The organism is Sporosarcina sp. P20a, assembly GCF_002743175.1.
Taxonomy (GTDB): Bacteria; Bacillota; Bacilli; order Bacillales_A; family Planococcaceae; genus Sporosarcina.
Genome location: NZ_PDYT01000001.1, coordinates 122,467 through 145,339, shown reverse-complemented (window position 1 = coordinate 145,339; position 22,873 = coordinate 122,467). Strand labels below are relative to the sequence as shown.

Below are 22,873 nucleotides of genomic sequence, written 5' to 3'. Positions count from 1 at the left end.
AAAAAAGCTCCGTGTTAGCAAATCTGCTAATCACGGAGTTTCACTTATTTTTTTTTAGCTGGCTTGTCTTGAACCTTGTTCATCTGAGCCATCATTTGGTTGATTTTCTTTTGTGAAGGTTTCTGTCCCATTTGCATCATCATCATACGTAACATTTGTTCATTAATTGGCGGATTGTCCTTCAAATAATTCATCATATATTTACGTGCTATGAAAAAGCCGAGAGCTACTCCGCCGATCAAAGCGACGACGATCAATAAAATTGCTATCCATAAAGTCATTACTGCCAAACCCCCCTCATAAAAATAGTTCGATTACATACTACCAAGAAGGATTATACAACATAGCAGCAGTGAATAGCAATGACTGTACGCAAATTGTGCGGAAGTTTTTACATCATCGAATTTTCTAGTATCATGCGTTCAGAGTGTTTAAGTGGTTTGAGCCAGCCGCATTCTTGCTGTTCATTCATCACTGCAAAAAAACGATCAGTTGAAGTGGATAGTGCTACAAATAAATCTAAATCCAACATGCGTGACCCTTGGCAATACACTTGTATACTGTGCGTACCCATTTTGATGAAGACTTCTCCCTTGATTAAGTGTGTCAATCGATATTCATTATGATATGAATCCAATTCATCAAAACTTTTTGCCAAGTTATTTTGAATGATAGTATCTAGTTCCCTTTGATTTAACCGATCACATAAATATTCAATTTCTTGATAGTTCGTAGAAGGACCTACTGTTAGCAACTCAAATAATAATCGTTCACGTCCCATTATGAAGGACTGATACGCTGACTTGATCTTGAAAATTTCATACTTCCTCATAACGAACACCTCCTACTGTCTATCATAGAACTTGTCCCCAGTAAATCGTGTCAGTTTGCGGAAAACTTCATCACTATTATTGTCGTAAAGCTGCGCAAAAAAACACACGGCTCTTTGATAGAAAGAGCCGTGTGTTGTGTATGCTTAGTTATTTAATAGATTTGTCATTTCTTTTACAACATTTTCTACAGTAAAGCCATACTTTTCAATGACTAAGTCGCCTGGCGCACTTGCACCAAATGTATCAATTGCCATGACAGTTCCTTCATCGCCTGAGTATTTATGCCAGCCAAGGGAAGCTCCCATCTCAATCGCTACTCTCTTCTTGATGTTCTTTGGAAGAACAGAATCTTTGTACGCTTGATCCTGTTTCTCAAATAGATCCCATGAAGGCATGGAGACGACAGCGACGTCGATACCTTGTTCTTTAAGAGCTTTCTGTGCTTCAACTGCAAGACTTACTTCCGAGCCACTTGCAAGCAGTAAACCATCCGCTTGCTCTTTAGAAGCAGGTGATATGACATACGCACCTTTTGGTACATATTCCATCGCTAGTTCTTGTGATTTAGGCAATACTTCAAGGTTTTGTCTAGACAAGACTAAGACAGTTGGTGTGTCTTTTGAAGTGGCAGCTATATGCCATGCTGCAGACGTTTCATTTCCATCAGCAGGACGGATGATAGACAATCCAGGCATTGCACGTAATGAAGCCAACTGCTCAACTGGTTCATGAGTAGGTCCGTCTTCTCCGACCGCTACGCTATCATGTGTGAATACATATGTCACAGGTAAGCCCATTAATGCAGACAATCGAATAGCAGGACGTACATAGTCACTAAACACGAAGAATGTTCCACCAAATACTTTCACTCCACCGTGAAGAGTCATGCCGTTTAGAGCAGTCCCCATCGCGAATTCACGAACACCAAACCATATATTACGGCCCGCATAGTCGTCTGCAGTGAAATCACCTGCATTTTTAATCGTCGTCTTGTTTGAACCCGCAAGGTCCGCGCTACCACCAAATAATGCAGGAACTGCTTTCGCTAATGCATTGATTGACTCACCGGATGCTGAACGAGTCGCTACAGAAGCACCTGCTTCATAAACTGGCATTTGTTCTTTTAAATCAGTTGGAAGTTCGTTTGCAATCGCTAATTTAAACTGTGTTGCCAATTCTTTATGTTCGTTTTCGTAGCTTGCGAATAGTTCATTCCATTGATTCTCTGATTGAACACCCAGTTGATCTGTTGCTGAATTAAACCGGCCATAGACTTCTTCTGGAACGTAGAAGTCTTCTTCAAATGTCCACTTGTAATACTCTTTCGTAAGCGCCATTTCATCTTCACCTAACGGTGCACCGTGTGCATCTGCTTTACCAGACTTATTTGGTGATCCGTAACCAATGACAGTTTTCACTTCAATGATTGTCGGTCCGCCTGTATTGCCTTTTGCTTTTTCAATTGCATCTGAAACAGATTTTGTATCATTGCCATCTTCTACGCGTGCATAGTTCCAGCCATATGATTCAAAGCGTTTTCTAATGTTTTCAGAGAACGACATATCTAAATCGCCATCTAAAGAAATATCGTTACTATCATATAGCACGATCAGTTTATTCAATTGAAGGTGGCCTGCCATAGAAATTGCTTCTGCCGCCACACCTTCCATCAAATCTCCATCACCGCAAAGTGCATATGTGTAGTGATCGACAATATCGAAACCGGGCTTGTTATACGTTGCTGCAAGATGTTTTTCAGCCATTGCCATACCAACGGACATACCAATCCCTTGTCCAAGTGGTCCTGTTGTCGCTTCAACTCCTGCAGTGTGTCCATACTCCGGATGTCCAGGTGTCTTTGAATCCCATTGTCTGAAGTTCTTTAAGTCATCAATAGTCAAACCGTAGCCACTTAAGTGCAACAAGCTGTAAAGTAACATGGAGCCGTGTCCTGCTGAAAGTACAAAACGGTCACGATTGAACCATTGTGGGTTTGATGGATTATGGTGTAAATGTTGTGTCCATAGTGTATACGCCATCGGTGCTGCGCCCATCGGTAATCCCGGGTGACCAGAATTTGCTTTTTCAATTGCATCGATTGATAATGTTCGGATTGTCGTTATTGCCAGTTGATCGATTTTTTCGGTCATGCTGTACATCCTTTCCGTCCTGTCTCATATGAGTGTTTTATAGTACATATTCCTTCTCTAGTGTAGTCAATTCTAGAGTTAATTACAATGTTAATCCTTTACCTATCATCAATTTAGCGGCTTTTGATTCGCCCGCGCTAGTTTAACTTTTTCAGGTGTTACATCATTTCCTTCTGGATCTACTACTTTGACCGATTCAATCGTTTCACGCATGCTTGAACGGAATGACTCCAAGTATTCCTTTCTCAACCGCGTCTGTTCTTTTGCTTCCTCGATCGATAATCCTGTTGTTTTCTTTTTATTCGCCAATTCATTAATACGTTTTATTTTCTTTTCTGATAGCATCTTTAAAACCCTCCATAAGTTAGTCGTTTAATAAAATGTAAACAACCTGAAGGAAAAGTGCAACCTATTAGTGTTCTTGTGCTATAAACTCTTTATATCTTCTATGAACCGTCGCTTTACTGACAGCATGGCCAAGTCCATTCAATACCGTTGCAATTTCTTCGTATGTGAGACCTTTGTTGCGGAGCGAGACAATTTCTTCTATTGGTAGTTCAAGCCTTTCACGCCCCGGTCCCTGGTCAATATTCCGCAGATTCTTTGATGGATCATAGCCTCTGTCAACAGCACGCTTCATCCCTCTACGTATTTTTGCATTATGTAGTTTACGTTGATATTCCTCTACGATTGCGAGAATTTCTAGTAACATGGAATCCATTTCATTCAGTTCTATTGTACCGTTTGAATGATTGGTAATCACAGTCGTTTCACTTTTGGCAATTACATGCAATATCGCTACCCTTGCATTCCCTCGCCCTAATCGCGTCTCATCTTGAATGAATACTGCATCCACTGAACCATTTTGGATTTGATCCAACATGGATAGAAGACCTTCACGATCCATATCATACCCACTCTGCCGATCTGTGTAAATTCCAACACAATCATAGGATAACTCAGTAGCTAGCTTTTCTAGTTCTTCCTGCTGCCTTACAATAGACTGCTCTTGTGTTTCTTTTTCCGTACTCACTCGGCAGTATATTACACACTTCTTTTCTGTCATTTAGTTCCCACTCCTATTTCAGCTACCCGGATATCTGTTTGTTTATTAATTTTAACAGGCACACGCAGTAATTCACCTGAAACGATTTGATCGGTAGGCAATTCATTTAATGAACGTACCTGTTCGATCCAGTGAGTGGTCGGTATATCTTCAGAGTAGTTAGAAGCCAGTTGCCAAAGTGTATCTCCTTCATTAACAACGATTTCCATATAGTGATCTTCCTCGGCCATTTTATCGAATTGAACCCAGGCAAATGACACACAAACTATTAATAATACCGCGAAATAATAATTATTTTTAATAAATCCTTTAATAACTTCCATAATAACTCCTCCTCTAATTCGCGCATTCAGAATGCACGTTCGGAATACCTGTTCTTAATTATAAGAGAACATATGATTCCATGTCAAGCAAAATTAGAACCTTTGTTTGATTAGTAATCGAACACATGTTATACTATATTCAAAATAGTGGTTCAGTATTCCATTGCTCGCAAACTAGTAGAAGAGGTGAATCTGTTGAAGAAAATATCAAAGAGACAAGAAGAAATACTTGCTTTCATAAAAGATGAAGTACGTTTAAAAGGTTATCCCCCTTCCGTTCGTGAAATTGGAGAAGCTGTCGGTCTTGCATCAAGTTCCACGGTTCACGGTCACTTATCACGGCTCGAAAGCAAAGGTTTTATACGCAGAGACCCGACAAAACCCCGTGCCATTGAAATTTTAGATCCTGAAGGACTGGACGAGTTAAAAAGCGGCGTTATGCATGTGCCATTGATTGGTAAAGTTACAGCGGGTAATCCAATTACGACGATTGAAAATATTGAAGAGTACTTCCCATTGCCGGATACATTCGGTTCATCAGAGGATGAAATCTTCATGTTGGAGATTGTAGGAGATAGCATGATTGAAGCCGGCATCTTAAACGGAGACCGTGTGATTGTCAGACAAACTCACTCCGCAAGTAATGGTGAAATCGTTGTGGCTATGACAGAAGAAGACGAAGCAACAGTCAAACGTTTCTTTAAAGAGAAAGACTATTTCCGACTCCAACCAGAAAACTCCTCTATGGAGCCAATTATTGTAGATCAAGTTTCTATTCTAGGAAAAGTGATTGGTGTATTCCGTATGATTCATTAATCATCAAAAAAAGTGTATCAAGAAACCTTAATAGGTTCTCGATACACTTTTTTCTTTATACCAACTTTTTTTCAAGCAATTGTTCCATAGAATCTAGTACTGCGGATTTTACATGCTCATAGGTCAATCCACCTTGAATATATGCTGTGTAGGGTGGTCTAATTGGGCCGTCAGCTGTCAATTCGATACTGGAGCCTTGAATAAACGTACCCGCTGCCATTATGACGTCATCGGCATAACCGGGCATATAGGATGGCTCCGGTGCATATTGAGCATTAATTGGTGAGTTTTGCTGGATCATCTGACAGAATGCAATCATTTGTTCAGCGTTTAAAAAATTCACTGATTGGATTAAATCCGTTCGAAGCTCACTGTAATGCGGTGTCGTATCCATACCAAAGCTACCGAAAAATGCCGATGTGAATAGCGCGCCTTTGACCGCCTGACTTACTACGTGTGGTGCTAAGAAGAATCCTTGGTACATCTCTAGTAACGTATCAAGTGAGGCTCCAGCCTCAGCTCCAAGGCCTGGAGAAGTCATTCGATATGCACACTTCTCAACCAAGTCTTTCTTACCTGCTATGTAACCACCTGTTCTGGCAAGTCCGCCGCCTGGATTTTTAATGAGCGAGCCTGCCATCAGATCTGCTCCAACTTCTACGGGCTCTTTCATTTCCACGAATTCTCCATAGCAATTATCTACAAATATCACGACATCTTCTTTGATTTTACGGATTTCCTTAATAATCGCTTCAATTTCATGGATTCTGAATGATGGATTGCTTGAATAGCCTTTCGAACGTTGAATTGCTACGACTTTCGTCTTCGATGAAATCGTCGCTTTGGCTTTCTCGTAATCAACAGAGCCATCGTCTTTCAAATCAATATGCTGATAAGAAATGTGAAAGTCCTCTAGTGAACCCGTATCTTTGCCATTGCCAGAAATGATAGACTCCAACGTATCGTATGGTTTACCTGTAATATAAAGAAGTTCATCACCCGGACGCAATATCCCGAACAAGCTAATTGTAATGGCATGCGTGCCTGAGATAATTTGATTTCTGACAAGACAGTCTTCCGCTCCGAATACATCTGAGTATACTTGTTCCAATACATCACGGCCACTGTCGTCATAACCATAACCTGTAGAGCCGGATAAATGAAAGTCGCTTACCTGATTTTTTTTGAATGCTTGTAAGACTTTTCTTTGGTTAAAAAACGCAATTTCTTCTACGGTCTTCACGTACGGAGCAATTAGTTCTTCCGCTTCTTGTGATTTAATCAGTAATTCATCATTTATGGGTGTTATTTGCATGTGTAGTACCTCATTTCATTTTGTCATATTCTATTTTACCAGATGAAGTGTATATACCAAATGAAAGGCAACAAAAAAACAGGCAAGCGCCTGTTTATAGTTCGTCTTTTAAAATAACTGGTTTTGCAGGGGCATACGTGGAAATCGCATGCTTATAAATAAGCTGTTGCTTACCGTCTGTTTCCAATAGAACCGTATAATTATCATACGACTTGATTAGACCCTTTAGTTGAAAACCATTTAGTAAAAAGATTGTCACAAATGTGTTGTTCTTTCGTAAAGAATTCAAAAACGTATCTTGCATATTTCCTTGTGCCATTCAATTGCCTCCTCGTCCCTGTTATTTAGTTATTCCATACTCACTTCTGAAAATCCTTTATTATCTTACAGGTTGTTTGAAAAATTTCTTCCCCTGACTGATTAGCATCTACCCACTGGACAGGCAATTTATTACGGAAGTAGGTCAGCTGCCTCTTTGCATAATTACGTGTATTTTTCATTACCGCTTCTATTGCCTGCTCTTTTGTCAATTGTCCGTCAAAATAGGAAATCAGTTCTTTATAGCCTATCGCTTGTACAGCTTGAGTGTGCCGAATCCCTTTATTCCAGAGTTGCTGTACTTCTGTAAACAAGCCCGCTTGAACCATTTGTTCCACACGCAAATCAATTCGTTCGTAGAGTAATTCACGGGGAAGATCTAAACCAATAATTACAGAATGATACATCGGCTGATTTCCTTGTTGCTGTTCATGGTCTTGTTTTGTTTGACCCGTTACTTCAAGGATCTCTAGTGCACGCACTAGACGTCTATGATTATTCGGATGGATTTTCTCTGCACTTTTCGCATCCAATTCTGTAAGTTTCGCGTGCAATACATCTGCGCCTTCTAGTTCAAGTTCCCGTTCTATACGTGCTCGCACTTCAGGGTCGGCGGCTTGTTCTGTAAATCGATAATCAAACAAAACGGACTGAACATACATTCCACTGCCGCCAACAATAATAGGTAGTTTCCCACGAGATTGAATATCCGCTATCCATTGTCTCACAGCTAGTTGATATTCCGCTACGGAAAACGATTCTGTTGGTTCTTTTACATCAAAGAAATGGTGTGGAATTCCTTGCATTTCAGAACGATGAATCTTTGCTGTGCCGATATCCAATTCTTTATATACTTGCATAGCATCTCCATTAATGATTTCCCCATTAAACATTTTTGCAAGTGCTATGCTCAGTGCTGTTTTTCCTGAAGCAGTCGGTCCTACTATTGCTAGTACATCAACTGGTAAGTTCATGTCGTTTCATCCATTCCACGATAGTCGTATACACTTGTTTATAGTTGGTTTCCTGAAGCATCTCGTGCCTTCCGCCTTCATAGAGCTGAACAGTAACTTGCTGTTGATTAGCTTTATCGAATTGTTTAGCTACTTTCCACACACCTTTAGCACGGTCACCTACTAAATCATCTGTACCTGAGAGTAATAAAATCGGTAGTTCATTCGGAATATTTAACAAGAATTCAGGCACTTCCATTGAATTCATTCCTTCAAGCAACACACGAAATAGTTGAGAAGTCGGCACGAAACCACATGCCTCATCCTCTTCGTAATCAGCCACACTTTCTACATCGCGCGATAGCCAAGCAAATTCACCTTCATCAGGAAATTGTTTCGGAAAATTGCCGAAGACCAAGTTGTTCAAAAACACATCCGGTTGCTCTTTAGGGAATTTATCTTCCCTATACGCAGCCAACGCAATCGCAGCATGTGCAGTGAACTCAGAATTAGATCCAGTGCCCGATAAGATCACTTTACTAATCGTCTGACTATAAAGCTGGATATAGCGCCTGGCAACGAATGAACCCATGCTATGTCCGAGTAGTACAACGGGAAGTTCCGGGTAATGGAGTTGATAGCATTGATTCACTTCGAATACATCGTCTACCAATTGGTCGAATGTAGCAGACTCACCTATATAGCCGTAAACATGACCATTTTCTATAGCTGTCTTTCCGTGTCCCCTTTGGTCATGCAACGTCACGACATACCCTTGCGACTGCAAGTACTGTGCGAATCTTTTATAGCGTCCGCTATGTTCTGCTAATCCATGAATGATGTGCACACGGCCAATCGGCTCCGTCTCCGGTGTATAACTTGTCCCATACACTTTAGTCCCGTCACGCATTGCTATCCATTGGTCTGTCATGAACTTGCACTTCCCTTCGCTTCCGCAATCGCATTTTGCAAATCATTTTCATGAGTGGCTTTCTCGCTGTCCGTATACTGCAGCAACTTTGCCATATAGTCGGTTACTTGCGTCGCTAATGATTCTACAACATCGATTTGGAAATATAAATCACCTTTTCTACGGATAAAGAAATCACTTGGCGATGTGACCATTTCACAATGAATTCCATATAAGATCTCTGCGCGTAAACTTATCGGCAAATTGTTCTCTTCTACTGAAATCGAGTGGGCGTATTGGAAAACTTCATCACTATTTCTTCCGTAAAATGAAGCAAGACGCGCTCCTTGCTGTGGAGTTAAGCCGAATTTAGGTGCTCTTTCCGCTTGTAGGTCAATAAATTGCTTCAACGCTTCATCGTCTATGAAATCACTTCCTGAAACGGGGATATCCTTCGTTTCACATCGCTTGATAGATGGCTTTACTAGCTGTTCACTAATTCGATCCACTACGACTTCCGCCATCTGACGGTAGCCTGTCAACTTCCCTCCTGCAATCGTTAGCAATCCAGGAACTGCTTCCCATACTTCATCTCTTCGGGAGATTTCAGAGGCATCCTTACCTTCTTGTGCAATCAATGGACGAATTCCTGCCCACGTAGATTCCACATGTTGACGTTGAAGATGAATGCTTGGGAATATTTCACTAACCGCATCGATAATATAATGTATATCCTCTTCTGTCGCAATAGGATGCTGTTTATCATCGGTATAAAATGTATCAGTCGTTCCTATATACGTTTTATTATCCCGTGGAATAGCAAATAACATACGACCGTCCGAGTTATCAAAATAGATTGCTTGTTGCAACGGGAAGATAGATTGATCTACTACGATATGGACACCTTTCGTAATATGCAATTGTTTCGTATGTTTGCTGCTAATTTTCTGCTGCAACTCATCTACCCACGGACCAGATGCGTTGATCACCATAGAAGCCCCTACGGAAAATCGTTCACCGGTTAGTTGATCACTTAAGACTGCTCCAACGATTCGATCTTTCTCAAAGTTGAATTGTTCGCACTTCATATAATTCAAGCAAAGTGCACCTTTTTCTGCCGCTTTCTTCAGTACTTCAATCGTCAAGCGCGCATCATCGGTTTGATACTCCACATAATACCCGCCACCCTTTAAGCGTTCCTTTTTCAGTAATGGTTCAAGTTCAGCTGTTTCTTCTTTCGTCAACATTTCCCGTCGTTCTGCCGGCTTTACACCCGCCAGTAGGTCGTAGGCGAGAAGCCCGACAGAAGTGGAATACTTGCCATACGTTCCTTTTTGATAAATCGGCAATAGCATTGGTCTTGATTTGGTGATGTTACGAGAGTTACGGAAGACAATTTCCCGTTCTTTTCCCGTTTCTGCCACTATTTTCACTTCTAGTTGTTTTAAATAGCGTAAACCGCCATGTATCAGTTTAGTTGAACGGCTAGATGTTCCCGCCGCAAAATCTTGCATATCAACTAGGGCAACCGAAAATCCTCTTGCAGCCGCATCCAATGCGATTCCGGCACCTGTAATCCCTCCACCGACAACTAAAACATCGAATGAAAAGTTTCTCAAGTCCTGAATTCTGCTTGATCTTTCTAATGTAGAAAACATAAAATCGCTCCTCCCTGATGTGCTCTGTTACATCACTCGTTTAAACATTTTCTCTAATTCATACGTTGTAAAATGGATCAATACTGGCCGACCATGCGGACATGTATAAGGATTATGACATGCACCTAGATCAGTCAGTAATCGTTCCATATCTTCTTGCCTTAAGTAATAATTTGCTTTGATTGATTTTTTACAACTCATCATAATGGCGCTTTCCTCACGCAGTTTCTCGACATCGACTTTGCGTTTCTCGAGTACTTGCTCAATCATTTCTTCTATGATCGAGGTAGCTTGTCCTTCAGGGAACCATGAAGGATACTCTTTCACGGTATACGTTGCCGGACCGAATGCCTCCAAAAACACACCGACTTCTTCCAGTGCATCTTTACACTCTTCAATCTTTACTTGCTCGTCAGCTGAGTAATGAAAAACTAGTGGCAAGAGCAATTGCTGCCGTTCACCAGCATCCACTTGTCCAAGCTTCACTTTGAAGTATTCATATTTAATTCGCTCTTGCGCAGCATGCTGATCGATCAAATAAAATCCGTCTTCATTTTGCGCTACTATATATGTTCCATGAACTTGTCCGATCGGTGCAATGGAAGGAAAATGATTCATTTCCTGCTGTTGCTGCTCATAGACAACAGGCTCTTGCGGCACGGATTCTTCCTGCGGTTCAAAAATAGCTTCTGGAAAGACCGTTGTAACTTGCTCTGTAATAGGCTCTTCTACAGGCGCAGCGGAAGACTGTACTTCTTGTCCTTCTAATGGAACCGTTACTTCCGGCCGACGATAAGAAGGTGTCCAAATCGTCTGCTGTTCTGAGTCTCTTTTAACAGGCTTCTCTTTCTTTACAGCGTCAGGAATTATAGTGACTCCTTGAATTGCCTCTCTAATTGCTGCCTTTATCAAAGAAAGTAATTCTCCTTCTTTACTAATACGGATATGACGCTTCGCAGGATGGACGTTGACATCTGTCAAAATGGGATCTGCTGTAATATCAATAACTGCAATCGGAAACCTTCCTATAGGTAAGTACGTATGCATCGCATCGATAGCTGCTTGCGTTCCCGCATAGCTTTTAATCCAACGGCCATTCATCAGAAGTGAAATATAGTTTTTAGATGCGCGTGTCATCTCAGGAAGTGTAATAAAACCCTTCACCTTGAAATCAGCATCTTCTCTTTGAAACGGGATCATCTTACGCGCAACTCCTACACCGTATATATCTGATAATACCCGTAATAAGTCTCCTGAACCCGATGTTCTAAGAACTTCATGATGATCGTGAGTTAACGAAAAGGAAATGTCAGGATGACTTAATGCTAATCGATTTAATAAATCTATTGTATGTCCAAGTTCCGTCTGGATCGTTTTCATATATTTCAAACGTGCGGGTGTATTGAAGAATAAATGTTGTATGAGAAAATCTGTGCCTTTTCGTAATGCTCCCGCTTCATACTTCAGTACTTTACCGCCTTCTATCTCCACTACAGCGCCTTCTACGCCATCAGAAGTCCATAACGATACTTTTGATACTGCTGCAATACTTGCTAAGGCTTCTCCTCGAAACCCAAGCGTACGGATTCGAAACAGATCATGTTCGTTAGTAATTTTACTAGTAGCATGCCTTTCAAAACAGCGGATTGCATCTTCTTCAGACATCCCCTTGCCATTATCGGTCACACGGATCGAAGTCAAGCCCGCCTCCACTAGAGATACTTCAATTTTAGTACTTTGCGCATCAATCGCATTTTCCACCAGTTCTTTAACGATAGAAGCAGGACGTTCCACCACTTCTCCTGCCGCAATTTTATTGGCTAGTGTGTCTTCCATGATGTGAATTTGATTCATCCGCTTCACCCCTTCTTCTCTGTTGTTAGGCGTTCTTTCCACTCCATTATTTTCTGCATGGTTTGCATAGGTGTCATATTCATCAAGTCCACCGCTTCTATTTCATCGAGCAATTTTTGTGTTTCTGCGGCAAGCATAGGCTCGCTGTCCGTTTCAAACAAGGCCAGCTGTTCCGACACAGATGACGCGCCTTTCGTTGTACTATCTTCTTCAAATCGCTGTAACAAGGTTTTTGCACGTCCTACTACATCTGCAGGAAGACCTGCGAGTTCTGCTACATGAATCCCGTAGCTTCGATCGGCTGCTCCAGGTAATACTTTATGCAGGAACACGACTTTACCATTTTGCTCTTTCGCTGCAACGTGTACGTTCAATAAGCGATCTAACACATCTTCCAATTGTGTCAGTTCATGATAATGGGTAGAAAACAGTGTGTTCGCACCAATTTCTTCATGGATATACTCCATCATCGCTTGTGCGAGTGCCATCCCATCATACGTTGAAGTTCCGCGCCCAATCTCGTCAAACAACAATAGACTATGTGAGGACGCATGAGCCAATGCATATTGAGACTCCATCATTTCCATCATGAATGTACTCTGTCCGGACGCCACGTCATCCGCAGCTCCTATACGTGTGAAGATTTGATCTGTGATAGGCAGTATAGCCTTTTCACAAGGGACGAAACAACCGATTTGTGCCATCACTACAGTCAAAGCTACTTGACGCATATACGTACTTTTACCGGACATGTTAGGGCCCGTAATGAGCAACATATTTTCATCTTCAGCTAGCATACAAGAATTTGGGATATATAATGAATGATTCATCATTTTCTCTACGACTGGGTGTCTGCCATTTTGAATGTCGACAGCCTTTCCTGTATGGAATTCTGGTCGGACATATTGATTCTTTTCGGATACCTTAGCAAATGACAGCAAGACATCCAGTTCGCTGATCACAGATGCTAGTTGTTGAATTCGTTGTACATCGCCCTTGACCTGTTCGCGAATCGACTGGAATAAATCTAATTCTAATGTCTGGCTGTCTGCCTCCGCGTTTAGGATCAGTTCTTCTTTTTCTTTCAGCTCCGTCGTTATGTATCGCTCTGCATTCGCGAGTGTCTGCTTACGTTCATAGCGAGATAAGTCAGCTAAATGAATATTGGATTTAGTGATTTCAATATAATACCCAAAAATCCGATTATAGCCTATTTTCAACGTTTTAATTCCGGTCAGTTGTCGCTCTTTTTGCTCAAGTTGCGCTAACCATGTCTTTCCATTACGAGAAGCATTTCGAAGCTCATCTAATTTTTCATGATAGCCGTCCAAAATGAGTCCACCGTCTTTACTAGATATCGGTGGGTTGACTGCAATCGCATCCGTCAACAACTGGAATGTTTCTCCACAAGGGTCCATTCGGTCAGCAAAACGCTGTAACATCGGACGCTTCGATTGTTCAAGCAATTGTTTTAGTTTTGGTATATGTGACAATGAATTTCGTAATTGTGCAAGATCACGTGCACTTGCACTACCCATAGATATCCTGCCGGCAAGGCGTTCTACATCATAAACGTCATGCAATTCTTCTAGTAATTCTTCACGCAAGAAATACTCATCAAGTAAGTTGTTTACAGTTTCTAGACGATCTTCAATCGCTTGTCGCTGCGCCAAAGGCTGGTGAATCCACATCCGTAATTTCCTCGCACCCATCGCTGTAACGGTTTCATCAAGTACCCAGAACAACGTACCTTCTTTTTTGCCTGAACGAATAGTTTGTACAAGCTCTAAATTCCGCATCGAGTTCGCATCAATCGATAACTTAGCATCTTTCTCTATATAGATGAAAGGCCGAATATGACCAAAAACCATCTTTTGCATGCGTAGTAGATACGACTGCAACTTACGGCAAGCTTCCTGCAACTCTTCTGGCAAATGGTCATATGTATCATGACCAATTGATCCCGAATGCTCCGTATTTTCAATTGAAAGCATGATTTCGCGACTTTCGAACAGATCTGCCAAAATAACATGAAGTTGTTGATCAACGATAATTTCCTTCATGTTAAGTGCTTCGATTTCTGCAAGCAGTGTTCGCTCGCTTCCTTCAATTAACTCTACTTTCCCTTCTCCAGTACCGACATCAAGATACGCTAGTGCATAACGTTGATACCCTAAGCTATCGATAGCACCTATAAAATGATTTGCCTCGACATCAATTGTTTTACCTTCTGTTAATGTTCCAGGCGTAATAACTTTAACGACTTCACGTTTAACAATTCCCTTTACGTTGCGTGGGTCTTCCATTTGTTCACATATCGCTACTTTATGACCTTTATGGATTAACGTTTCAATATATCCAGTTGCGGAGTGATAAGGTATACCGCACATTGGTATACGTTCTCGTGCACCGGAATCCCTACTAGTTAACGTAATTTCTAATAATGCAGATGCATTAACGGCATCCTCAAAAAACATCTCATAGAAATCTCCCAAACGGAAGAATAAAAATGCGTCTGTATATTGCTCTTTAATTTTCAAATATTGTTGCATCATTGGTGTATGTTCAGACATGGTAAACCCTCTTTTTCTCGCTCATTTTCTATACATTATACCAAACACCCTAAGAGTTAACGAATCAAAAGGGGTTGATGTAGTTTTAAAAGGTAAATAGACATATATAATCAAATAAAAACGGTATTTAAAAAATATAAACTATCCATGCTTTTGATTAGCTAGGATAGTTTAATCTGTTCTATTCCAATTTTGAGCTATTCTTGTGGTCTTTGTTTAGAAGTCACTGTAAATGGTACAGCGAGTGTTATCGTATAATAGATAGCTATTGGCTTCAAAAATATTTTCACTAGGCGATATGGACCGGGCACAAGTATCAATCCAAGAGTTTTCACTGAAAACAATTGTTGAATTTCCTTGCCTGGTGCAATCAAATTACCCAATTTAGTAAAGTGTGGATTTTCATAAAAACAGAATTAGAATGTGTCAAAGTATACCATTTGTCATTTTTCAATACTTCTATTTGATAATATTCACCATACTCATAAATGCTTTGACTGTCATTCTTTACTATCGTGTGGAATAACGGCATACCTTCCTCATATTGATCTTCTAGAATCGAAAATGTCAGGCCTTGTTCATTCGTCACTAATTTCTGCGCGGGTGAAGGAGCTGTTAGTGTTTGTATTTCATTCTCTTTCGAGCATGCTGTCAGCAGTGTCAAAGCAGATAGGAGTATAAGTCATTTTATCTTCAACATAGGATCACCTCCTATCTAAAGACTACATCTACTAGCGAAAATTCCACTTGACCTGCATCATGTTTTTCTACTTAAAGCAAAATAAAAAAAGCCGGTGAATCTCCGGCTTTTAAAATGGTGAATCTTTACGTTTTGGTGGTTGGTGTGGTCTCTCTTTATTCGGTACTTCATTATCCTTTTTATCCTCCATCACAAGAGAAGAAGATTCTGCTTCAAGTATCGGCCATTCTTCATCATATGGATCGGGATGAATGGTTACAGAAACTTTTGTTTCACCAATCATCTCAACTAATAGTTCTCTTTCAATGGAAATGGAGAAGTTTTGGCCACATTCAGAAATACTGGCTTCTGTACAGTTAGGGTGCTGCAATACCGTGACAATCGTTTCTTCTCTTGCGGATGTCGGCTCATCGCGGTAATGCAAGGCGATCTTATCTTTATAAGGAATCGATTCAGTAAAGACAGACGTCTTGGAATGATCATGATGTGAATACCAAACATTCACGTCAAAACTACCCGTTACTTCTACATGCGCTCCAACTTTCTTTGCTTGTTGCGTGTGATTGATCACCCAGCAACCCAATATGCTGGAGGGGCGATTAGGCGGCTTCAGCAGCTCAGTAGTTTCCGAACGATGCTTCCCTTTGGCAATAACAGCTTTAGTCACAATTTGTCGTAAGTTTTTCAGTTTTCTTCCTCCTTCTTTGGCTTCTATCCATCCTATGCAACAGCAGCCCAGAAATTGAAAAAAATCGGCAAGGAATTTTCTCCTTAGCCGATTTTTTATTTAAGAAAGTGATTTTTTCTGCGTATTCTCTACGTATGATCCTGTTTCACCGCGTAATAGATCGCCGCCAGTAGACTCAATAATTTCATCTGTCACGCTGTTAGCAATTGTATTAGAAACCAATTGAAGTAAATCATTCACTTCGTCTTGAGACTGTTTGAATTCTTGTACCAATGGAATCGCGTCAATTTCACCTTGTACTTGTTCGATTTTCTTTTCAATCGCTTTTAATGCACGTTCTTTTTCGTAGTTTTGGAAATTCACTGCCTGTGTTTGAAGTGATTTCATACTAGCGATTTTTTCACGCACTTTTTGGTTTTCATTGATTTGGGCTTCTGCACGTTTATAAAACTCTACTTCTTCCGTGTTAGCCAACATATGTGCCAAATCACGTGCTTTTTCTATGATTTCTTCTTTTGTAAACTTCTTCTCCATCATCCCATCACCTTTTCTTGTTGGACTACTCCAATGAATTCACCATTGAGTGACCATGATTTTGCTTCTTTAATACGCACTTCTACAATCTGACCAATTACAGAGCGCGGTGCTACAAAATTCACTAATTTACTTTTTTCTGTGTAACCCGCTAGTACATCAGGATTTCTCTTACTTTCCCCTTCAACTAGTACTTTAACAGTTTGTCCTTCGTATGGCTTCATTGCTTCGGCGGACATGTCGTTCACTAGTTTAAGAAGGCGCTGCAAGCGTTCTTTCTTTACTTCCATTGGTATATTGTCCTGCATCTTCGCAGCCGGTGTTCCTTCACGCGGTGAATAAATATATGTGAATGCCATATCAAACCCAACTTCGCGATAGAGCGACATCGTTTCTTGAAACTGTTCTTCTGTCTCATTCGGGAACCCTACAATAATATCCGTTGTGAGTGATAGATTAGGTATTGCAGTTCTGATTTTATCAACTAGTTCCAAATAGCTTTCCCTAGTATATTTGCGCGCCATAATCTTCAACATCTCAGTTGAACCTGATTGTACAGGCAAATGAATATGATCGACCAAGTTTCCACCTTTTGCAAGGACCTCTATCAAGTGATCATCAAAATCGCGAGGGTGACTTGTAGTGAAACGAATTCTTGGGATATCAATTAATCGTAACTCATCCATGAGATCACCTAGACGGTACGTAATATCGTCAAAATCTTTACCGTACGCATTCACATTTTGCCCTAGTAAGGTGATTTCTTTATAGCCTTCTGCAGCCAACTGACGAACTTCTTGAATGATGTCTGCTGGACGTCTGCTACGTTCTTTACCACGCGTATACGGCACGATACAGTACGTACAGAACTTATCACATCCGTACATGATATTAACCCATGCTTTGATCTTACCGTGACGGACTTTTGGCAAGTCCTCAATCACGTCGCCTTCTTTGGACCACACTTCAATAACCATCTCTTTAGACATATACGCTTCATGTAAAATGTTCGGCAAGCGATGAATGTTATGTGTGCCGAAGATCATATCTACTTGATCATACGTTTTTAGGATTTTATTTACAACGGATTCTTCTTGTGACATACAGCCACATACTCCGATTAATAAATCAGGGTTTGTCAGTTTGAGTGGTTTATAATGACCTAATTCACCAAACACTTTATTCTCGGCATTTTCACGGATTGCGCATGTATTGAGCAGTATAACGTCTGCTTCTTTAACATTGTCAGTCGCATCATATCCTAATGCCATAAGAATCCCTGCAATCACTTCCGTATCGTGCTCGTTCATTTGACAGCCAAATGTTCGAATAAAGAACTTACGACCTTGTCCCATTCCTTTAAAGCGTTGATCTATTTGAAAGTTATCGTGATATTCCACTTCTTCTTTCCCGCGTTTTTTTGCGTCTTTTAGAGAAGGCCCGCTATACACAGACTCGAAATATTTGCTATAGTCTTTTTCTATGATGTCTGGTTTCGATTGGTCTTTCGTTGCGAGTCCAGCTTGCAAGCGCTGTTCTTCATTCATTGCAGAAGCCCCTTTCTATTACTTATCGGGAAATAAGCATACCTGTTGTTATTATACTGAACTTTTGTCTGATATGACAGCAAAGGGGAAAAATGTCGCTGGTTTGTCATGAAAAAAAGACCACGAAATTAATCGTGGTCTTCTGTATTCTACTTACGTTCCTTTTTTTCAACGAAAAGTTTGAGCGCCGTTCTAGCTTCCCCGTTGATTTCGATATCGGTGAAGGCTGGCGCGCAAATTAGGTCGCCTCCGCTTGGTGCTACGAATCCTCTTGCGATTGCAATTGCTTTCACTGCTTGATTTAGTGCTCCAGCACCGACTGCCTGGATCTCGGCATAGCCTTGTTCACGAATAACTGCAACCAATGCTCCTGCTACTGAGTTCGGATTTGAGCGAGATGATACTTTCAAGGGACTCACGATATTTCCTCCTTATTTTGCAATGTCTATGGAACGTGTATATTCCATACAACATCCTATGATAGGCAAGGAGGATTTAGACACCTAGATAATTAGTTTTTGAACGGATGATCTTCGTTGATTCGAATCCGCTCAATTTTGAGTGCTTTACCGGTTTTGTCATCCAATTCTACGAACATACCGTTTAACTGTGGTCTTCCACTTTTCGGTACCTCAAAGCGGGTTGGCAAGTTGGTATAGAAGCGATACAACACATCTTCTTTTTTCATTCCTAAAATTTCATCATACGGACCTGTCATACCTGCATCTGTTAAATATGCAGTACCCCCCGGCAATATTCGATCGTCTGCAGTTTGAACATGTGTATGTGTCCCAACAACAACGGAAACTTTTCCATCTAAATGCCAGCCCATCGCAATCTTTTCACTTGTTGCTTCTGCATGGAAATCTACAAAGACTAATGGTGATGTTTGCAAAGCTTCTTCTACTAATTCATCTGCTTTTGCAAATGGATCATCGTGCGGCGGCAAAAATGTACGGCCATGTAAATTAATTACGGAAAGTGTAACGCCATTTTTGGTAATGGACGTCATGCCTTTACCCGGTGCTTGTTCAGAGAAGTTAGCAGGACGAATTAAGTAATCTACTTCATCTATGAAATCATAAATTTCCCGTTGATCCCATGTATGGTTTCCCATTGTGATGACATCTACTCCAGCGTGCAATAAATCATGATAGATGGATTTTGTAATTCCTCTACCTGAAGCAGCATTTTCACCATTCGCGATAATAACGTCTGCTTGATATTTGCGTTTTAAACGCGATAAATAATCAATTACCATTTCTCTTCCCATAGATCCTACGATATCTCCAATAAATATTACTTTCATCTGTAACATCCTCTTTCCAAAATGAAAACAGCTTCCTAACGAACCGGAAGCTGTTTTTTTATTAGGTATTATTTTGCATACTCTACTGCGCGGGTCTCCCGTATGACCGTCACTTTGATATGCCCTGGGTAGTTTAATTCTTCCTCGATTTGTTTTCGTATATCACGTGCTAAGCGATGTGCGGTAATATCATCGATCTGTTCGGGGCGAACAATGATTCGCACTTCCCGTCCTGCCTGAATGGCAAATGACTTCTCTACACCTTCGTATGATTCCGAAATTTCTTCGAGTTTTTGCAGTCGTTTTATATAGTTTTCCAATGTTTCACTACGAGCACCTGGTCTTGCTGCAGATAATGCATCTGCCGCTGCTACAAGTACTGCTATAACAGAAGTAGCTTCTTCGTCACCGTGGTGGGAAGCAATACTGTTAATGACAACTGGATGTTCTTTATATTTCACTGCCAACTCTTTACCAATTTGAACGTGACTACCTTCTACCTCATGGTCGATTGCTTTACCGATATCATGAAGTAAACCAGCACGTCTAGCAAGAGTTACGTCTTCTCCTAGCTCTGCCGCCAGTAAGCCAGTTAAATAGGCTACTTCGATAGAGTGTTTCAAGACGTTCTGTCCATAACTCGTACGGAAGTGCAAACGTCCAAGAATTTTGATCATATCCGGATGCAAGTTGTGAACACCCACATCGAATGTAGTTTGTTCTCCCTTTTCTCGGATTAACTCGTCCACTTCTCTTCTAGACTTGTCCACCATTTCTTCGATACGTGCAGGGTGAATTCGTCCATCTTGAACCAATTTCTCCAAAGCCAATCTTGCTGTCTCTCTACGTACTGGATCAAAACCGGAAAGAATGACTGCTTCTGGTGTATCGTCAATAATTAGATCAATTCCTGTAAGCGTCTCGAGAGTACGAATATTTCGTCCTTCACGACCAATGATGCGACCTTTCATCTCATCATTCGGTAAGTTAACGACGGAAACTGTTGTTTCTGCCACATGATCTGCTGCAAAACGTTGCAATGCCAACGATAGAATCTCACGAGCTTTACGCTCAGATTCTTCTTTAGCTCGTTGCTCCGATTCTTTTGTCATGACAGCAATATCTGTAGAAAGTTCTTCTTCAACATCTTCCAAAATGACGCGCTTTGCCTCATCTCTAGTTAACGAAGAGATTCTTTCCAGTTCAGTCTTCTGTGTAGTAACGAGTTGTTCCGCTTTGCGTTCCATCTCTTCAATATGCTGTTGTCTTTCTAATAGCGCATCTTCTTTGCGCTCTAGACCTGCTTCTCTTTTATTGAGCGCATCATCCTTGCGATCAAGGTTTTCTTCACGCTGTAAGAGACGGTTTTCCTGTTTCTGTAATTCCGTCCTTCTCTCACGGACTTCTGTTTCTGCTTCAATCCGCAGTTCGTGAGTTTCATCTTTCGCTTCTAACAGTGCCTCTTTCTTCACTGACTCCGCTTCACGCTTCGCCTCTTCGACGAGTTGGTTGGCAGTATGCTTGGCACCAGTTACTTTTGAATCATTCACATTTTTCAATATAAAAAAGCTAACAACTGCACCGACGATGAGACTTAGCAAAACGGAGATGAGTATTTCAATACCCATTGAGGTCACCTCCTCCTGCTTATTCTTTTCTTTTCAGTCGGCTTGTATAATCAATTTTGCCACGGCGAATATATTCACTTTACTTGTTACCGGAAATTCCCGGTAATGTCCCGACGATCTGTGAAAACGCCGAAGGCTTAACTTAATCCAACGGGTAGTAGAAAACCTGCTGTTTCGGGACTAATTTTCTATTGATGTCACTACTTTTTACTTAACTTTTCATTTTGCTGAATTAAGTTAAAATCAACATACCGCCAAAAACAATTGATTGGTTTGTTAAATATAGGACGTATATAATACGCCACTTTAATTGTATAGTTGTATTTTTATTGTGTCAAGGAATGATGAAGGAAAAATGAATCTATAGAAGCTTTTTGTTTTTTTGCTCGAGTCTTTCCACTGTACATTTTGGCTTTTCCTTCAAATGTACTTATAATTCCAGAACAGCATGAGGAATGTCATAGTCAAGCTAATTATCTCTAAAATGAAATGAAGTTATTTTATATAAAAAACCGCCAATTGAAAATTGGCGGTTTTGCAAGTATATCTTACTTCTCATCTGAAAGTGTTAGTAAGTCATCCAGCTCATCTTCTTCATCATGTGCTGCGATTACATAGTTTGTAGCATTTAAACCGTATGATTCACGAATCTTGGATGCGATTTCATCACGCATTTTTAGGTTTTCTTTCAAGAATTGTTTCGCGTTTTCACGACCTTGTCCTAGACGCTCGCCTTCATAAGAATACCAAGCACCACTCTTTTGGACTACTTCCAATTCAGAGCCCAAATCCAGAATTTCACCTTCTTTTGAAATTCCTTCACCATACATGATGTCTACTTCTGCTGTACGGAAAGGTGGAGCTACCTTATTTTTCACGACACGGATTCTTGTTTTATTACCCATGATATCGTTAGCTTGCTTGATTGCTTCACCTCTGCGTACTTCAAGACGAACAGAAGCATAGAACTTCAGTGCACGTCCACCTGGTGTTACTTCTGGATTACCGAACATGACGCCTACTTTTTCACGGATCTGGTTAATGAATACTGCAATAGTGTTTGATTTATTAATAGCACCAGAAAGTTTACGCAACGCTTGAGACATCAAACGAGCTTGCAAACCAACGTGTGCGTCACCCATCTCGCCTTCAATTTCAGCTTTCGGTACAAGTGCTGCTACCGAGTCCACTACGACAATATCTACCGCACCTGAACGAACAAGAGCTTCTGCAATTTCCAATGCTTGCTCACCTGTATCTGGCTGTGATAATAGCAACTCATCGATATTTACACCTAACTTTTGTGCATAGACAGGGTCTAATGCGTGTTCTGCATCAATAAATGCAGCAGTACCACCGCTTGCTTGTACTTCTGCAATTGCATGCAACGAAACAGTCGTTTTACCAGAACTCTCTGGTCCATAGATCTCAATGACTCGTCCACGTGGATATCCGCCTATTCCTAACGCCGCATCCAAAGCTAGTGAACCTGACGAAGATGTATCAATTTGAAGATCTGTCTTCTCTCCCATTTTCATGACAGAACCTTTACCGAATTGTTTCTCTATTTGTTTTAGTGCCATATCTAATGCCGCTTTACGATTGCTCAATTACAATTCCTCCTCAAACTCTTTTTCTACTCTTATTATACCTTTTCCAAATGGAATACACAAGATTTAAACGAACGGGTATTCGATA

22 protein-coding genes are annotated in these 22,873 nt (G+C 40.8%); 1 reads left to right on the top strand and 21 read right to left on the bottom strand.

Translation table 11 applies throughout. The annotated features are described in order from the left end of the window. Nucleotides 1-44 precede the first annotated feature (44 nt). The 6 genes from CSV72_RS00715 to yneA all read right to left on the bottom strand — a co-directional run bounded on the left by CSV72_RS00715 (nt 45) and on the right by yneA (nt 4,372). The gene (locus CSV72_RS00715) at nt 45-281 is read right to left on the bottom strand and encodes a YneF family protein (RefSeq protein WP_029053123.1); all 237 of its coding nucleotides are present in this window, start codon (nt 279-281) and stop codon (nt 45-47) included. 110 nt (nt 282-391) lie between these two features. After that, on the bottom strand, nt 392-832 hold the full coding sequence (gene sirA, locus CSV72_RS00710) for a sporulation inhibitor of replication protein SirA (protein WP_099633245.1): 441 nt from the start codon (nt 830-832) through the stop codon (nt 392-394). Between the two features lie 144 nt (nt 833-976). After that, the gene (gene tkt / locus CSV72_RS00705; protein ID WP_099676695.1) at nt 977-2,983 is read right to left on the bottom strand and encodes a transketolase; all 2,007 of its coding nucleotides are present in this window, start codon (nt 2,981-2,983) and stop codon (nt 977-979) included. A gap of 108 nt (nt 2,984-3,091) precedes the next feature. Further along, on the bottom strand, nt 3,092-3,328 hold the full coding sequence (locus tag CSV72_RS00700; RefSeq protein WP_099633243.1) for a DUF896 domain-containing protein: 237 nt from the start codon (nt 3,326-3,328) through the stop codon (nt 3,092-3,094). Nucleotides 3,329-3,395: 67 nt separating this feature from the next. After that, nucleotides 3,396-4,049 carry a YneB family resolvase-like protein gene (locus CSV72_RS00695; RefSeq protein WP_099676694.1) on the bottom strand — a complete coding sequence of 218 codons (654 nt, stop codon included), beginning with the start codon at nt 4,047-4,049 and terminating at the stop codon, nt 3,396-3,398. Further along, entirely contained in the window at nt 4,046-4,372 is a 327-nt protein-coding gene (gene yneA, locus CSV72_RS00690) for a cell division suppressor protein YneA (RefSeq protein WP_099676693.1), read from the bottom strand. Before yneA ends, CSV72_RS00695 begins: the two co-directional genes overlap by 4 nt. Nucleotides 4,373-4,567: 195 nt before the next feature. Here yneA and lexA point away from each other — a divergent pair, with 195 nt between their 5' ends. Then, nucleotides 4,568-5,188, top strand: coding sequence for a transcriptional repressor LexA (gene lexA / locus CSV72_RS00685; protein ID WP_099633240.1), 621 nt, complete (start codon nt 4,568-4,570; stop codon nt 5,186-5,188). A 55-nt stretch (nt 5,189-5,243) separates the two neighbouring features. On the opposite strand, the gene CSV72_RS00680 is transcribed toward lexA, so the two are convergent. The 15 genes from CSV72_RS00680 to recA form a co-directional block, all read right to left on the bottom strand. Further along, the gene (locus CSV72_RS00680) at nt 5,244-6,503 is read right to left on the bottom strand and encodes a methionine gamma-lyase family protein (RefSeq protein WP_099676692.1); all 1,260 of its coding nucleotides are present in this window, start codon (nt 6,501-6,503) and stop codon (nt 5,244-5,246) included. Nucleotides 6,504-6,597: 94 nt separating this feature from the next. Beyond that, nucleotides 6,598-6,822 (bottom strand): RNA chaperone Hfq, encoded by a 225-nt coding sequence (gene hfq / locus CSV72_RS00675; RefSeq protein WP_099633238.1) that lies wholly within the window; start codon nt 6,820-6,822, stop codon nt 6,598-6,600. 40 nt (nt 6,823-6,862) lie between these two features. Further along, nucleotides 6,863-7,795, bottom strand: a complete 933-nt coding sequence (miaA, locus tag CSV72_RS00670; protein WP_099676691.1) for a tRNA (adenosine(37)-N6)-dimethylallyltransferase MiaA — start codon at nt 7,793-7,795, stop codon at nt 6,863-6,865. Further along, nucleotides 7,779-8,705 (bottom strand): alpha/beta hydrolase, encoded by a 927-nt coding sequence (locus CSV72_RS00665; protein ID WP_099676690.1) that lies wholly within the window; start codon nt 8,703-8,705, stop codon nt 7,779-7,781. The genes miaA and CSV72_RS00665 overlap by 17 nt, the downstream gene beginning before the upstream one ends. Beyond that, a complete protein-coding gene (locus CSV72_RS00660; protein ID WP_099676689.1) occupies nt 8,702-10,342 on the bottom strand; it encodes a glycerol-3-phosphate dehydrogenase/oxidase in 1,641 nt (546 codons plus the stop codon). Before CSV72_RS00660 ends, CSV72_RS00665 begins: the two co-directional genes overlap by 4 nt. Before the next feature lie 27 nt (nt 10,343-10,369). After that, nucleotides 10,370-12,196, bottom strand: a complete 1,827-nt coding sequence (mutL, locus tag CSV72_RS00655; protein ID WP_099676688.1) for a DNA mismatch repair endonuclease MutL — start codon at nt 12,194-12,196, stop codon at nt 10,370-10,372. Nucleotides 12,197-12,201: 5 nt separating this feature from the next. Then, nucleotides 12,202-14,769, bottom strand: coding sequence for a DNA mismatch repair protein MutS (mutS, locus tag CSV72_RS00650; protein WP_099676687.1), 2,568 nt, complete (start codon nt 14,767-14,769; stop codon nt 12,202-12,204). 370 nt (nt 14,770-15,139) lie between these two features. Then, nucleotides 15,140-15,433 (bottom strand): immunoglobulin-like domain-containing protein, encoded by a 294-nt coding sequence (locus CSV72_RS16610; RefSeq protein ID WP_099676686.1) that lies wholly within the window; start codon nt 15,431-15,433, stop codon nt 15,140-15,142. A 145-nt stretch (nt 15,434-15,578) separates the two neighbouring features. Next, nucleotides 15,579-16,136, bottom strand: coding sequence for an outer spore coat protein CotE (gene cotE, locus CSV72_RS00640; protein WP_099676685.1), 558 nt, complete (start codon nt 16,134-16,136; stop codon nt 15,579-15,581). 120 nt (nt 16,137-16,256) lie between these two features. Continuing rightward, the gene (locus CSV72_RS00635) at nt 16,257-16,694 is read right to left on the bottom strand and encodes a YlbF/YmcA family competence regulator (RefSeq protein WP_099633230.1); all 438 of its coding nucleotides are present in this window, start codon (nt 16,692-16,694) and stop codon (nt 16,257-16,259) included. Further along, nucleotides 16,691-18,238: a tRNA (N6-isopentenyl adenosine(37)-C2)-methylthiotransferase MiaB gene (miaB, locus tag CSV72_RS00630; protein ID WP_099676684.1), complete on the bottom strand. Its 1,548-nt coding sequence runs from the start codon at nt 18,236-18,238 to the stop codon at nt 16,691-16,693. The genes CSV72_RS00635 and miaB overlap by 4 nt, the downstream gene beginning before the upstream one ends. A 149-nt stretch (nt 18,239-18,387) precedes the next feature. Continuing rightward, on the bottom strand, nt 18,388-18,657 hold the full coding sequence (locus CSV72_RS00625) for a stage V sporulation protein S (protein WP_099633228.1): 270 nt from the start codon (nt 18,655-18,657) through the stop codon (nt 18,388-18,390). 92 nt (nt 18,658-18,749) lie between these two features. Further along, nucleotides 18,750-19,547, bottom strand: a complete 798-nt coding sequence (locus CSV72_RS00620; protein WP_099633227.1) for a TIGR00282 family metallophosphoesterase — start codon at nt 19,545-19,547, stop codon at nt 18,750-18,752. A 68-nt stretch (nt 19,548-19,615) separates the two neighbouring features. Then, the gene (gene rny / locus CSV72_RS00615; RefSeq protein ID WP_099633226.1) at nt 19,616-21,175 is read right to left on the bottom strand and encodes a ribonuclease Y; all 1,560 of its coding nucleotides are present in this window, start codon (nt 21,173-21,175) and stop codon (nt 19,616-19,618) included. Between the two features lie 548 nt (nt 21,176-21,723). Next, nucleotides 21,724-22,785, bottom strand: coding sequence for a recombinase RecA (gene recA, locus CSV72_RS00610; protein WP_099676683.1), 1,062 nt, complete (start codon nt 22,783-22,785; stop codon nt 21,724-21,726). Nucleotides 22,786-22,873: the final 88 nt, after the last annotated feature.